Source organism: Nocardioides sp. SYSU D00038 (assembly GCF_016924665.1).
Classification (GTDB): Bacteria; Actinomycetota; Actinomycetes; order Propionibacteriales; family Nocardioidaceae; genus Nocardioides.
On sequence record NZ_JAFFJT010000025.1, the window covers coordinates 67,941 to 81,981 of the forward strand.

A 14,041-nucleotide genomic window follows, 5' to 3' on the forward strand; every position below is an offset into this window, starting at 1 on the left:
CCGCCGGTGGTTGAGGAAGTCGCGCGGTAGCGACCCACCGCTGGTTGAGGAAGTCGCGCTAGCGACTGTCTCGAAACCCCCGCACCCGAACGCCCTCCGGTGGGGACGGGAGGACGTTCGTCTCACCGGGTCTCGAGGCTCAGGCCTAGCGGCCTTCGCACCTCGACCACCGCACGCCGGCGTGCCGCGCCGCCGGCACGGAGGCGGCGGAGCGACGGGCGGCGTCCGGCACGTAGACGGCGGCGTGGCGCCGCAGCGCATGCCAGGGCACGGCAGGGCAGCGTCCGGCGACACGGCAACGAGTGCCGAACGACGTCCGGCGCGCAGCAGCCGCAGTGCCCCCACCACGCGCGGCACCCCGCACCCCCACCCACCACCAGTCCGCACCGGCTCGGATCACACGACAGGGAGTCAGCCCCCGCCCGAGCCCCGTCCCCGGAGTCGCCCGCTACCGGGAGGGCGTTCGGCTCACCGGGTCTCGAGGCTCAGGCCTAGCGGCCTTCGCACCTCGACCAGCGGCCGGCGGTCGGCTCACTGGGTCTCGACGACGCTCGCTGGCGCTCGCTGCTCGACCATCGGTGCGCGCCCGTCCACTTGCGGCGTGCCGCGCCACCGGACACGGAGGCGGCGGAGCGACGGGCGGCGCTCGGCACGTCAACGCCCGATGTGGCGCCGACACGAACGTCGGGGCACCGCAGGGCAGAGTCCGGCGACACGGCAACGAGTGCCGAACGACGTCCGGCGCGCAGCAGCCGCAGTGCCCACCCACGCGCGGCACCCCGCACCCCACTCCACCAACCACAGTCACCCGCCACCCGGATCACACGAGCCGCAGGCAGCCCGCCGAGCCCCGTCCCCGGAGTCACCCGCCACGGGGGACGGTCGGCCCAGCGGGGCGTGTGGCAGCGTGGAGCCGTGACCGAGCTGACCGTCCCTGCCCGCTTCAACGGCCCACCGCGCTCCGGGAACGGCGGGTGGACCGCAGGGGCGCTCGCGGCGCTGGTCGGCGAGGGGCAGGCCGTGACGGTGCGGCTGCACCGGCCGCCACCGCTCGAGGTCGCGATGCCGGTCGCGGAGGAGGACGGCGCGACGGTGGCGACCCACGACGGCGCCCCGGTGGCGACCGCCGGACCCGCCACCGTCGAGCTGCGCCGCGTCGAGCCCGTCACCGCCGAGGAGGCGCGGGCGGCCAGCGAGCACTACCCCGGCCACGCCCACCACCCGTTCCCGACCTGCTTCGTCTGCGGGACAGCTCGCGAGCCCGGCGACGGGCTGCGGATCTTCCCCGGCCCGGTCGCCGACGGCGCCGACGGCACCCGCGCGGCCGCGACCTGGACGCCCACCGACTCCCAGGCGTCGTACGCCGTCGCTTGGGCGGCCCTCGACTGCGTGAGCGCCTGGGGCGCCGACCTCACCGAGCGCGAGCTGGTGCTCGGCACCATGACCGCGCGGATCGACGAGCTGCCGCCCGTCGGCGAGGAGGTCGTCGTGGTCGGCGGCTCGCGCGGCACCGAGGGCCGCAAGACCTTCGGCGCCGCCACCCTCTACGGCGCGGACGGGCGGGTACTGGCCCTCGCCGAGCACGTGTGGATCGCCATCGACGCGAAGGAGTTCTCGTGAGCAGCCCGTGGTGGCGCGAAGCCGTCGTCTACCAGGTCTACGTCCGCAGCTTCGCCGACGGCGACGGCGACGGCGTGGGCGACCTGGCGGGGATCACCTCCCGGCTGACCCACCTCAGCGACCTCGGTGTCGACGCGCTGTGGCTGACGCCGTTCTACACCTCGCCCCAGCACGATCACGGCTACGACGTCGCCGACTACCGCGACGTCGACCCGCTCTTCGGCTCGCTGGCCGACGCGGAGAAGCTGCTCGCCCGGGCCCACGAGCTGGGGCTGCGGGTGATCGTCGACCTCGTGCCCAACCACACCTCCAGCGAGCACGCCTGGTTCCGGGCCGCGCTGGCTGCTGGGCCAGGCAGTCCCGAGCGGGCCCGCTACCTGTTCCGCGACGGCCGCGGCCCCGACGGCGCGGAGCCGCCGAACAACTGGCGCTCGGTCTTCGGCGGGCCCGCCTGGACCCGCGTCGCCGACGGCCAGTGGTACCTCCACCTCTTCGACTCCTCCCAGCCCGACCTCGACTGGCGCAACCCCGAGGTGGGCGACCTGTTCGAGGAGGTGCTGCGGTTCTGGCTCGACCGCGGCGTCGACGGGTTCCGCGTCGACGTGGCGCACGGCCTGTTCAAGGAGGAGTCGCTGCGCGACCAGGAGCGCGACGACACCCGCGCCGACACCTCGGGAGCCCAGGCCGCCGACGACTCGATGGTCGAGCGCACCGAGCTCGACGAGCCGATGTGGGACCAGCCCGAGGTCCACGGCGTCTACCGCCGTTGGCACGACGTGCTGGCGGAGTACGACGGCGACCGGATGCTCGTCGCCGAGGCCTGGACCCAGACCGCCGAGTCGATGGCCCGCTTCGTCCGCGCCGACGAGATGCACCAGGCGTTCAACTTCTCCTGGCTGCTCGCGGACTGGTCGGCCCGGGCGTTCGCCGACGTCGTGACCGAGTCGCTGGCCGCGCTGACCGCGGTCTCGGCCGCTCCCACGTGGGTGCTGAGCAACCACGACGTGGTCCGTCACCCCACTCGCTACGGCGGCGGCCCGACCGGGCTGGCCCGGGCCCGCGCGGCGACGGTCGCGATGCTCGGGCTGCCGGGCTCGGCGTACGTCTACCAGGGCGAGGAGCTCGGCCTCGAGCAGGTCGACGTCGCCCCCGAGCACCGGCAGGACCCCGCCTGGCTGCGCACCCGCGGCGCCGAGCGCCCGGACGTCGGCCGCGACGGCTGCCGGGTGCCGCTGCCGTGGTCGGGCACCGCGCCGCCGTACGGCTTCGGGCCGGGCGACGGCCAGCCCTGGCTGCCCCAGCCCGCGGACTGGGCGGCGCTGAGCGTCGAGGCCCAGACAGGTACGGACGGCTCGACGCTCGAGCTCTACCGCACGGCGCTCGCCGCCCGGCGCGAGCACGCGCTCGGCCAGGGCGACGAGGTCGAGGTCCTCGACGCCGGCGACGACGTGCTGGTCTACGTGCGCGGCACGCTGACGGTCGTGCTCAACGCCGGCGACGACGCCGTCGAGCTGCCCGCCGGCGAGGTCGTGCTCGCCAGCGGCGAGCTCGTCGACGGCCGGCTGCCACCCGACACCGCGGTCTGGCTGGCGGCTACTGCTCGTTGAGAGCCCGGTTGTAGCGACCGAGCTCGTCGGCGAGGTGGTCGAGCTCGGCGGTCGACCAGTCCGAGAGCCGCTCGTCGAGCCAGACCCGGCGCATCGCGGTGACGTCGGCGAGCCGGCGCACGGCGTCGGCGCTCGCCGAGACCAGCGACGCGCGGCCGTCCTCCGGGTCGGGCACCCGGTCGACGAGCCCCAGCTCGGCGAGGTGCTGGACCTGGCGGCTGACCGCGCCCTTGTCGATGCCGAAGTGGTCGACCACCTGACTGGCCCGCACCGGCCCCTCCTCGACCAGCCAGCTCAGCACCAGGTACGACGCCGGCTGCAGGTCGGGGTGCACGGCGCGGGCTCGCTCGCCGATCACCCGTCGCACCCGGCGGATCAGCACGCCGATCTCGCGCTCGATGTGCATGAGCGAGTCGGTGCGGGTGGTGGCGGTGCCACGCGTCTCGGCCACGGCTCAGTCGCCCAGCTCGGCGCGGACCTCGGGGGCCAGCTCGTCGCGGTCGAGGGTGGTGCGCAGCGGGACCTCGCGGATGAACAGCACGCAGACCAGGGCCAGCACCGCGAACGGCACCGCGATGAGGAACAGGTGACCGGTGGCCTCGCCGAACGCGGTCTCGTAGATCGCCCGCACGGGGGCCGGCAGGTCGGCCAGGTCGGGGATCGAGCCGGTCTGGTGCCCGCCGTCGACGCCGAGGTCGGCCAACCCGGCCAGCACCTTGTCGCTGACCTGGTGGGCCAGCACCGCGCCGAGCGCGGATACGCCGATGGAGCCGCCCATCGAGCGGAAGAACGCCACCACCGAGCTGGCCGCACCCATGTCGGCCTGCGCGGTGTTGTTCTGCACCGCGAGGATCAGGTTCTGCATGGTCGCGCCGAGCCCCAGGCCGAGCAGCGCCATCGAGGCGCCGATCGCGACCAGGTGGGTGGTGGCGTCGAGGGTGCCGAGCAGCGCCAGGCCGGCGATGACCAGCACCATGCCGCCCACCAGCCAGCCCTTCCAACGCCCTGTGTTGCTGATGATCCGGCCGCTGACGATGCTCGAGACGAGCAGCCCGCCGACCATGCAGATCGACATCAGGCCGGCCTGGGTCGGGCTCATGCCCCGGGCGTTCTGGAAGTACTCGCTGAGGTAGACGGTCGCGCCGAACATCGCGAGGCCGATCAGCACCGACGCGGTGGTGGCCAGGGCGGTGGTGCGGTCCCGGAAGAGCCGCAGCGGGATGATCGGGTCCTTGGCGACCCGGCCCTCGACCCAGATCGCCGCGGCGAGGAGCACGACGCCGGCGGCCACGAGCAGGTAGGTCTGGGTGCTGAGCCAGTCGAACTGCTGCCCGGCCAGGGAGACCCAGACCAGCAGCAGGCTGACGCCGCCGACGAGCAGCGTCGCGCCGAGGTAGTCGATGCTCACGTCGCGACGCACGACCGGCAGGTGGAGCTTGGCCTGCAGCACGACGAAGGCGAACAGCGCGATCGGCAGGGTGGCGAAGAAGGTGCCCCGCCAGCCGAGCGGCGAGTCGACGATCAGCCCGCCGAGCAGCGGGCCGGAGACGGTCGCGACCGCGAACACCGCACCGATGTAGCCGCTGTAGCGGCCGCGCTCGCGCGGGGTGACCATCGACGCGATCACCACCTGCACCAGCGCGGTCAGGCCGCCGACCCCGAGGCCCTGGATGACCCGGGCGCCGATCAGCACCTCCATGTTCGGGGCCAGCGCGGCCACCACCGAGCCCACGGAGTAGATGACCAGGGCGCTCTGCACGAGCAGCTTCTTGCTGAACAGGTCGGCGAGCTTGCCCCAGATCGGGGTGGTCGCGGTCATCGCCAGCAGCGTGGCGACGACGACCCAGGTGTAGCCGGTCTGGCTGCCGTCGAGGTCGGCCACGATGCGGGGCAGGGCGTTGGTGACGATGGTGCTGGAGAGCATCGCCACGAACATCGCCAGCAGGAGCCCCGAGAGGGCCTCCAGGATCTGGCGGTGGGTCATCTGGCCGGTCTCCTCGGCGGAGACCGGGGCCGGCTGGTCCAGGTCGACGGACTGGCTCACGGGGACGTCATCTCGATTCGGTGCGGGGCGCTGGTGTCGGGTGCGACACCGGATAGAAGGTTGCTGCGGTCAACCTTATTCCGTGGTGGTTGCCGACGACAACTTCTTGTGCCCCGGATCACGCCGCCGCAGATCCGGACCGTCCCTGACCGTTCCGGAAATGCAGCAACCCGCAGGCGTGGCCTCCGGTGGAGACCGCTCCGGTGGACGTGATGACCGGATCGCCTGCGGGTCGGGTAGCTGCGTTGGGATTCGCGCGCAGCCATGGGGGCATTCCCGCCCCCTGCATTGCTGCGTGGGCTGCTAGCTCGCAGCCACCTCACGCGTCCTTGAAGACTTCATTCTTCGGACCACCTCCTTTCCCGTGTACGACGAGCGTAGGTCGCCGCACCCGGCCGCTCAACACCTTTTCCCGCGTCTTCGCGAGCCGGTCACGCGACCGCGGCGGCGAACTGGGCCTGGTAGAGCCGGGCGTAGGCGCCGTCGGCCGCGAGCAGCTCGTCGTGGGTGCCCTGCTCGACGATCGCGCCGTCCTCCATCACCAGGATCAGGTCGGCGTCGCGGATCGTGGACAGCCGGTGGGCGATGACGAACGACGTGCGGTCGGTGCGCAGCGCCGCCATCGCCTTCTGCAGCAGGAGCTCGGTGCGGGTGTCGACCGACGAGGTCGCCTCGTCGAGGATCAGCAGCGCCGGGTCGGACAGGAATGCCCGGGCGATGGTGACCAGCTGCCGCTCGCCGGCGGCGAGGTTCTCGCCGTTCTCCTCGATGACCGTGTCGTAGCCGTCGGGAAGCGAGTGGACGAAGCGGTCGACGAACGTCGCCCGCGCGGCCTCGAGGATCTCCTCCTCCGTGGCGCCGGGCCGGCCGTAGGCGATGTTGTCGCGGATCGTGCCCTCGAAGAGCCAGGTGTCCTGGAGCACCATGCCGACCTGCCCACGCAGCTGCGCGCGCGGCACGGCGGTGATGTCGACGCCGTCGAGGGTGATCCGGCCGCCCTGGAGCTCGTAGAACCGCATCACCAGGTTGACCAGCGTGGTCTTGCCGGCTCCGGTGGGGCCGACGATCGCGACGGTCTGCCCGGGCGAGGCCACCAGCGACAGCCCCTGGATGAGCGGCCGCTCGGGGTCGTAGCTGAACGAGACGTCCTCGAAGGCCACCTCGCCCCGGCGTAGAGGCGGGTGCGGCAGCGCGGCGGCGTCGGGCACCTGCTCGTCGGCGTCGAGCAGCTCGAAGACCCGCTCGGCCGACGCGACGCCCGACTGCAGGAGGTTGGCCATCGACGCGACCTGGGTGAGCGGCTGCATGAACTGGCGGGAGTACTGGATGAACGCCTGCACCTCGCCGATCGACAGCGAGCCCTGGGTCACCCGCAGCGCACCGACGACGGCGACCGCGACGTAGTTGAGGTTCCCGATCAGGAACATCACCGGCATGATCAGGCCGCTGATGAACTGGGCGCGGAACGACGCGTCGTAGAGCTCGTCGTTCTGGCGGGCGAAGTCGTCCTCGACCTGCTGGCGGCGGCCGAAGACCGTCACCAGCGCGTGGCCGGAGATGCTCTCCTCGATGTGTGCGTTGAGGCGGCCGGTCTGGCGCCACTGGCTGATGAACTCGCCCTGCGACCGTTTCATGATCCGGCCGGCCACCCACATCGAGATCGGCACCGTCACCAGCGCGATCAGCGCCAGCAGCGGCGAGATCCAGAACATCATCGCGAGCACGCCGACCACCGTCAGCAACGAGGTGAGCAGCTGGCTCATGGTCTGCTGCAGCGACTGGCTGACGTTGTCGATGTCGTTGGTGGCCCGGCTCAGCAGCTCGCCGCGCGGCTGGCGGTCGAAGTACTCCAGCGGCAGCCGGTTGACCTTGTCCTCGACGTCGGAGCGCATCGTGCGCACGACGTTCTGGACCACGTCGTTGAGCAGGTAGCCCTGCAGCCAGGCCAGCGCCGACGCGGCGACGTAGACGCCCAGCACGATCAGCAGGGCGTCGGAGACCGCGCCGAAGTCAACGCCCCGGCCCGGCACGAAGTCGACCCCCGAGAGCAGGTCGGCCCGCTGGTCGTCGCCCGCGCGGCGCAGCGCCTCGACCGCCTCCTCCTTGGTGGCGCCGCCGGGCACCGACCGGCCGATCAGGCCGGCGAAGACCAGGTCGGTGGCGTGCCCGAGCAGCCGGGGCCCCAGCGTCATCAGGAACACGCTCGCCACCGCCAGCACGACGACCGCGGTCGCGCGGACCCGCTCCGGCGCCAGCCGCCGGACCAGCCGCTTGGCCGACGGCCCGAACCGGTGGGCCCGCTGACCGACCATGCCACCGCCCATCGGGCCCCGCCCGGGGCCGGGGCCGGCCTCGATCCGCTCGGTCTCACGGAGCTCGGCCCCGCCCTGCCTCGACCCGCTCACGCCGCCTCCTCCGCGCTCAGCTGGGAGGTGACGATCTCCTGGTAGGTGGGGTTGCCGGCGAGCAGCTCCTCGTGGGTGCCGCGGCCCACCACCGCGCCGTCCTCGAGCACCACGATCAGGTCGGCGTCGCGGATCGTGGAGATCCGCTGGGCCACGACCAGCACGGTCGCGTCGCGGGTCTCGGGGGCGAGCGCGGCCCGGAGCCGGGCGTCGGTGGCGAGGTCGAGCGCCGAGAACGCGTCGTCGAAGAGGTAGACCGCGGGGCGGCGTACCAGCGCCCGGGCGATGGCGAGCCGCTGCCGCTGGCCGCCGGAGACGTTGGTGCCGCCCTGCACGACCGGGCTGTCGAGCCCCTCGGGCATCGCCTCCACGAAGTCGCGCGCCTGCGCGACCTCGAGCGCGTGCCAGAGCTCCTCGTCGGTCGCGTCGGCCCTGCCGTGCAGGAGGTTGGAGCGAATCGTGCCGGTGAAGAGGAACGCCTTCTGCGGCACCAGGCCGATCCGCGACCACAGCGCCTCCGGCGTCACCTCGCGCACGTCGACGCCGCCGATCCGGACGCTGCCCGACGTGGCGTCGTAGAGGCGGGGCACCAGGCTGACCAGGGTGCTCTTGCCGGCACCCGTCGAGCCGATCACCGCGACGGTCTGGCCTGGTCGCGCGGTGAGGCTGACGTCGCGCAGCACCGGCTCGGCCGCGCCGGGGTAGGTGAACCCGACGTGGTCGAGCTCGAGCACCCCGCCGTCGAGGCGGTCGACGCCGCGCTCGGGCGGCACGACGCTGGAGTCGGTGTCGAGGACCTCGGCGATGCGGTCGGCGCAGACCGCCGACCGGGGCACCTGCATCAGCAGGAACATCCCCATCATGATGCTCATCATGATCTGCATCAGGTAGGACAGGAACGCCGTCAGCGCCCCCACCTGCATGCTGCCGTCGTCGACCCGGTGGCCGCCGAACCAGATCACCGCGACGCTGGAGACGTTGATGACCAGCATCACCGCGGGGAACATCGTCGCCATCCAGCGGCCGGCGCGCAGCGACACGTCGGTGAGCCCGTCGTTGGCGGATGCGAACCGCTCGGTCTCGGCGGGCTCGCGGACGAACGCGCGCACCACCCGGATGCCGGTGATCTGCTCGCGCAGGATCCGGTTGACCTCGTCGAGGCGCACCTGCACCAGGCGGAAGCTCGGCACCATCCGCGACACGATGAACCCCACGGTGGCGAGCAGCGCCGGCACGACGAAGACCAGCAGCCACGAGAGCCCGAGGTCCTCGCGCATCGCCATCAGGATGCCGCCGATCATCATGATCGGGATCTGCACCGCCATCGTGCAGGTCATCAGGGCCATCATCTGCACCTGCTGCACGTCGTTGGTGCTGCGGGTGACCAGCGAGGGGGCGCCGATGGTGGCGACCTCGCGCCCGGAGAAGGCCAACGTGCGGCGGAAGACCGAGGCCCGCAGGTCGCGCCCGAACGCCATCGCCGTGCGCGCGGCGTACCAGGCCGCGGTGATCGCGCACGCCGCCTGCAGCACCGAGAAGCCAAGCATCAGGGCGCCGCGGCTGATGATGTAGTCGGTGTCGCCGCGGGTCACCCCGCGGTCGATGATGTCGGCGTTGAGGCTCGGCAGGTAGAGCATCACCAGCGTCGAGGTGAGCTGGAGGACGACGATCGCGACGAGCCAGCCGCGATGGCGGCCGAGGTGGTCGCGGAGGAGTCGGAGCAGCATCAGGCGTCCTTCCCGGGATCGGCGAGGACGCCGTGGAGGATCACGTCGACGATCTCCTCCGGGGTCAGCGGCCCCTGGTCGGAGATGTGGGGGTGGCTCCCCGAGAACGTGAGCAGCCGCACCAGGTGGACGACCCGTTCGACCGGCACCGTCAGCCGTTCGGCGTCCGGCTCGAGCAGCGTCGCCAGCCCCCCCTCGGCCAGCCTCTTGCGCGCCTCGGGATCACCGAACCGCGGCGGGGGCTTGGGCAGCCCCATGGCCGACATCAGCGTGAAGATGCCGACGAACCGGCGCTGGAGCAGCCGGGTGTAGGCCACCAGCCGCTCGCGCAGCGCCAGCTCGCGGTCGATGCCGCCCACCGCGGCGAGGAAGCCCTCGGGGTCGAACTCCGCCTCGAGCACCGCGTCGAACAGCTCGTCCTTGGTGGCGAAGCTGCGGAAGATCGTGCCCTCCGCGATCCCCGCCGCCTCGGCGATCAGCCGCGTCGTCGTCCGCTGCCCGTGCTCGAGCAGCAGCGGCCGGGTGGCGGCGATGATCGCCCGGCGCCGCTCCTCGGGCGAGAGCGGTCGGGCGCGTTCTCGAGGTGGGGTCACGAGGGAGGACGATAAATGAGTGAGTGCTCACTCACAAGTGGGTCGTGGGGGTGTGGGTTGCTGCGGGCGGCGGTGGGTGAGCCTCCGTTTTCGGGCTGCCGACGGCGGCCTCGTCACCGCTGCCCGGCGACCGCCGCTGGCGGCGGTGAGTGGGCCTCCGTTCTCGGGCTGCCAACGGCGGCGTGCTCACCGCTGCCCGCCGCCACCCCGGGCGGCGGTGAGCCACCCTCCGTTCCCGAACCGCAAACCGGGGCCCCCACACCGCCGCCCCGCGCCCACCCCGGGCAGCGGTGAGTCACCCCCCATCCCCGGACGGCAATCCGAGGCCCACTCACCGCTCCCCCCGCAGCACCCCGGGCGGCGGTGAGCCAACCTCCGTCCCCACACCCCGAACCGAGGCCCACTCACCGCTGCCCGACCCCGCCCCAGACCGCGCCCACCACCACTCACGCAGCCGGCCGACGCCGCTGACGGGCGACCAGCACCGTGGCGACCAGGACCAGCCCGGTCGCCACCAGGGCCAGCCCGGCGGGGAGCACGAACAGCCAGTCGCCGTTGGCCAGGAAGGGCGGGAGTCGGGGCACCGGCTCGACGAAGACCACGGCGTAGGGCTCGCCGGTGCGCACGCACTCGACGTAGACGGACGACGACGTCGGGCGGAACGACCGGATGGCGACGTGCTCGGTGCCGACCGCCGCCCGGCGGTAGGCGCCGTCGGTCGTCTCCAGCTCGAGCACCTCGGCGTGCTCGCCGGTGACGGCACAGCTCGGCTCCGGACCGACCTCCGCCCAGAGGAACGCCTCGCGGTCGGCGGAGACGGCGACCTGGTGGGGTTGCCCGTCCACGGGAACGGTGGCCTCCGGGGGCCAGTCGTGCCCCCGCGACGTGGCCACGGCCGCAGCCACGAAGCAGACGAGGGCGACGGCCATGACGCAGGCGCCGAGGACCAGCAGCACCGACGACGTGGACCACGGGGCGGGGCTGCGGTCCGAGCCGGGCGCGGGAGTGGTCGCGGACATGCGCGAGATGCTCCCACCCTCCGGCGTCCCGGGGTGGGAGCAGAGCCGGGGTGATCCGTGGTCGTTCGGGTCCCTCCCCAGGTCCCCTGACCGATCGCCACGGACCACCCCGACGTGGGGGGGTCCTACCGGGCGGCGAGCCGCCCGTCAGGAGGAGCCGCTCACACCGGCGGCTCGGAGGAGGCACCGGCCGGGACCGGGTCCGGGGAGACGGGGTGGGCGGCGGCCGCGGGCTCGTGGGTCACGACCTCGAGCCGCGACAGCTCGTCGCGGAGCCGCGCGGCCGCGCGGGCGAGCCCCACGAGGTTGTCGTCGGCGGCGCCGGCCGGGCCGCGGGTGTACTCGAACGGGTTGTCCAGGTCGCGGATCAGGCTGACCAGGTAGATGAGCAGGTAGGAGATCAGCCCGGTCGCGACCAGCGTCGGTGCGAGGCTGGGGCCGATGTCGGTGAGCAGCAGCACGATCAGCAGCGCAGCCGCGGTGACCTCGGCGATCAGGTAGCCCGCGGTGACGAACGACGTGCGCCGCATCGTGTCCATCCGGACGACGACCTTGCGGATGTTGTGCTGCTCGGCCCGGAGCCGGTTGAGGTAGGTGGCCTGCACCTTGACGCCGAGCGCGATCAGGAAGCCGTTGAACGCCCGGATGTCACCCAGCACGTCCTCGAAGCCCTTGTCGTGCTGGAGCCAGGTGCGCACCGAGGTGCCGATCTCGACCAGCTGGGCCAGCGCCGCCCGGGCGGCCGGCAGCTGGTGCTCCTGGTGGGCGATCAGGCACTCGTCGGCCATCGTCTCCAGGCTCGCCGCGAGCTCGCCGGGCAGCCGCTCGGCCTCCTTGAAGTCGCTGGAGGTGCCGGTCAGCAGGAAGCCGACGATGAAGACCTCGGCGGAGATGGCGGCGGCCAGCAGCGGGCTCAGCCCGAGCACGTGCCACTCGGCCTGCTCGATGATGACCTTGAGCACCAGGACGGCCACGACGAACGGCGCCGCGCTCACGAGGATGCGCGGGTTGCCCCGGAACAGGTGCTTGGTCACAAGGGGGAATCGTAGGCCCTCGGGGAGATGGCCCACATGACTCATCCGAGCCATCTTCGCGGGCCACGCGGTGGACCGTCAGGGGGCCAGTCGCTCGGTGCTCCACCCCTCCGGGTGACGCCGGTAGACCAGCCGGTCGTGCATCCGCCCGGGCCGACCCTGCCAGAACTCCACGGCCTCCGGCCGCACCCGGTAGCCGCCCCACTCCTGCGGTGTCGGCACCGGTGCGCCCTCGTGGCGGGCCGCCACCTCGGCGTACGCCGCCTCCAGCTCGGCCCGGTCGGCGACCGGACGCGACTGGTGGGAGGCCCACGCACCGAGCTGCGACCCGCGCGGGCGGGCGGCGAAGTAGGCGTCGACGTCGGCGCGCGGCAGCGGGGTGGCGATCCCGTCGACGCGGACCTGGCGCTCGAGCGGGTGCCAGGGGAACAGCAGCGCGCACCGCGGGTTGGCGGCCAGCTCCTCACCCTTGCGCGACCCGGTGTTGGTGAAGAACACGAAGCCCTCGTCGGAGACCCCCTTGAGCAGCACGAACCGCGACGAGGGCACGCCGTCGGGGGTGGCGGTGGCGACCACCATCGCGTTGGGCTCGTGGATGCCGGCGGTCCGCGCCTCGTCGTACCACCGGGCGAACATGGCCATCGGGTCGGGCAGCAGGTCGTCCTCGGCGAGGCCGCCGCGGGAGTACTCCTCGCGGGCGGCGGCCAGGAGGTCGGAGAGCTCGCTCATGGAGCCATGAAACCCGATGCTGGGTATCGGGGTCGGGGGCGGTCAGCGCCCCGGGAGCCGTGGGGCACAATGCCCGATGGCCCTGCCGGAGAAGCCACCGGCCCAGGACAGAGGAGTTCCCGCATGGTCGAGGTCCACCACGGACTCGAAGGGGTCGTCGCGTTCGAGACCCAGATCGCCGAGCCCGACAAGGAGGGCTCCGCCCTCCGCTACCGCGGTGTCGACATCGAGGACATCGTCGGCCGGGTGCCGTTCGAGAACGTCTGGGGCCTGCTCATCGACGGCTCCTACACCCCCGGCCTGGCGCCGGCCGAGCCGTTCATCCTGCCCGTCCACACCGGCGACGTCCGCGTCGACGTACAGGCGGCCGTCGCGATGCTGGCGCCGGCGTTCGGCTTCGGGCAGACCTACGACATCTCCGACGAGCAGGCCCGCGAGGACCTCGGCCGGGTGGCCGTCATGGTGCTGTCGTACGCCGCGCAGTCGGCCCGCGGCCTGCACCAGCCGGTCGTGCCGCAGCGGCTCGTCGACGAGGGCAAGACCCTCGCGGAGAAGTTCCTCATCCGCTGGAAGGGCGAGGCCGACCCCAAGCACGTCAAGGCGATCGACGCCTACTGGAGCAGCGCCGCCGAGCACGGCATGAACGCCTCCACCTTCACCGCCCGGGTGATCACCTCCACCGGCGCCGACGTCGCGGCGGCGTTCTCGGGTGCGATCGGCGCGATGAGCGGCCCGCTCCACGGCGGCGCCCCCTCGCGCGTGCTGGGGATGATCGAGGAGGTCGAGAAGACCGGCGACGCCACGGCGTACGTCAAGGGCCTGCTCGACTCCGGCGAGCGGCTGATGGGCTTCGGCCACCGCGTCTACCGCGCCGAGGACCCCCGCGCCCGGGTGCTGCGCCGCACCGCGCGCGAGCTCGACGCACCCCGCTACGAGGTCGCCGAGGCCCTGGAGAAGGCGGCGCTCGCCGAGCTGCGCGAGCGGCGCCCCGACCGGGTGCTCGAGACCAACGTGGAGTTCTGGGCCGCGATCGTCCTCGACTTCGCCGAGGTGCCGGCCAACATGTTCACCTCGATGTTCACCTGCGCCCGCACGGGCGGCTGGTCGGCGCACATCCTCGAGCAGAAGACCACCGGCCGGCTGATCCGGCCCTCGGCGATCTACACCGGCCCCGCGCCTCGCGGTGCCGACGAGGTCGAGGGGTGGCAGGAGGCCTGGGGGGCCTGACGCGAGCGTCGGGATGGCCCGATCGGGCTACCCGAA

At 72.8% G+C, this 14,041-nt stretch carries 11 protein-coding genes; 3 read left to right on the forward strand and 8 right to left on the reverse strand.

Going from position 1 to position 14,041, the window contains the following annotated elements:
• Window positions 1-915 precede the first annotated feature (915 nt).
• On the forward strand, window positions 916-1,620 hold the full coding sequence (locus JT721_RS15040; protein ID WP_205474068.1) for a hypothetical protein: 705 nt from the start codon (window positions 916-918) through the stop codon (window positions 1,618-1,620).
• On the forward strand, window positions 1,617-3,227 hold the full coding sequence (locus tag JT721_RS15045) for a glycoside hydrolase family 13 protein (protein ID WP_205474069.1): 1,611 nt from the start codon (window positions 1,617-1,619) through the stop codon (window positions 3,225-3,227). The genes JT721_RS15040 and JT721_RS15045 overlap by 4 nt, the downstream gene beginning before the upstream one ends.
• Here JT721_RS15045 and JT721_RS15050 read toward each other — a convergent pair.
• The 8 genes from JT721_RS15050 to pdxH all read right to left on the reverse strand — a co-directional run bounded on the left by JT721_RS15050 (window position 3,214) and on the right by pdxH (window position 12,778).
• Window positions 3,214-3,678, reverse strand: a complete 465-nt coding sequence (locus JT721_RS15050; protein ID WP_307828078.1) for a MarR family transcriptional regulator — start codon at window positions 3,676-3,678, stop codon at window positions 3,214-3,216. The genes JT721_RS15045 and JT721_RS15050 overlap by 14 nt on opposite strands.
• A gap of 3 nt (window positions 3,679-3,681) precedes the next feature.
• Window positions 3,682-5,271 (reverse strand): MDR family MFS transporter, encoded by a 1,590-nt coding sequence (locus JT721_RS15055; protein ID WP_307828079.1) that lies wholly within the window; start codon window positions 5,269-5,271, stop codon window positions 3,682-3,684.
• Between the two features lie 431 nt (window positions 5,272-5,702).
• The gene (locus tag JT721_RS15060; protein WP_205474174.1) at window positions 5,703-7,595 is read right to left on the reverse strand and encodes an ABC transporter ATP-binding protein; all 1,893 of its coding nucleotides are present in this window, start codon (window positions 7,593-7,595) and stop codon (window positions 5,703-5,705) included.
• A gap of 77 nt (window positions 7,596-7,672) precedes the next feature.
• The gene (locus JT721_RS15065; RefSeq protein ID WP_205474070.1) at window positions 7,673-9,403 is read right to left on the reverse strand and encodes an ABC transporter ATP-binding protein; all 1,731 of its coding nucleotides are present in this window, start codon (window positions 9,401-9,403) and stop codon (window positions 7,673-7,675) included.
• Window positions 9,403-9,996 carry a TetR/AcrR family transcriptional regulator gene (locus tag JT721_RS15070; protein WP_205474071.1) on the reverse strand — a complete coding sequence of 198 codons (594 nt, stop codon included), beginning with the start codon at window positions 9,994-9,996 and terminating at the stop codon, window positions 9,403-9,405. Before JT721_RS15070 ends, JT721_RS15065 begins: the two co-directional genes overlap by 1 nt.
• 446 nt (window positions 9,997-10,442) lie before the next feature.
• Complete coding sequence (locus JT721_RS15075) at window positions 10,443-11,015, reverse strand: hypothetical protein (RefSeq protein ID WP_205474072.1); 573 nt, start codon at window positions 11,013-11,015, stop codon at window positions 10,443-10,445.
• A gap of 161 nt (window positions 11,016-11,176) precedes the next feature.
• Complete coding sequence (locus JT721_RS15080) at window positions 11,177-12,049, reverse strand: hypothetical protein (protein ID WP_205474073.1); 873 nt, start codon at window positions 12,047-12,049, stop codon at window positions 11,177-11,179.
• Window positions 12,050-12,127: 78 nt separating this feature from the next.
• A complete protein-coding gene (gene pdxH, locus JT721_RS15085; RefSeq protein ID WP_205474074.1) occupies window positions 12,128-12,778 on the reverse strand; it encodes a pyridoxamine 5'-phosphate oxidase in 651 nt (216 codons plus the stop codon).
• Window positions 12,779-12,901: 123 nt separating this feature from the next.
• On the opposite strand from pdxH, the gene JT721_RS15090 reads away from it, so the two are divergent.
• A complete protein-coding gene (locus JT721_RS15090; protein WP_205474075.1) occupies window positions 12,902-14,005 on the forward strand; it encodes a citrate synthase 2 in 1,104 nt (367 codons plus the stop codon).
• Window positions 14,006-14,041 lie beyond the last annotated feature (36 nt).

What these genes read in the sequence shown, in the direction of transcription:
- JT721_RS15060 (WP_205474174.1), bottom strand. Translation starts at nt 7,595, where the DNA reads ATGGGCGGTGGCATGGTCGGTCAGCGGGCCCACCGGTTCGGGCCGTCG.
- JT721_RS15065 (WP_205474070.1), bottom strand. Translation starts at nt 9,403, where the DNA reads ATGCTGCTCCGACTCCTCCGCGACCACCTCGGCCGCCATCGCGGCTGG.
- JT721_RS15075 (WP_205474072.1), bottom strand. Translation starts at nt 11,015, where the DNA reads ATGTCCGCGACCACTCCCGCGCCCGGCTCGGACCGCAGCCCCGCCCCG.
- pdxH (WP_205474074.1), bottom strand. Translation starts at nt 12,778, where the DNA reads ATGAGCGAGCTCTCCGACCTCCTGGCCGCCGCCCGCGAGGAGTACTCC.
- JT721_RS15090 (WP_205474075.1), top strand. Translation starts at nt 12,902, where the DNA reads ATGGTCGAGGTCCACCACGGACTCGAAGGGGTCGTCGCGTTCGAGACC.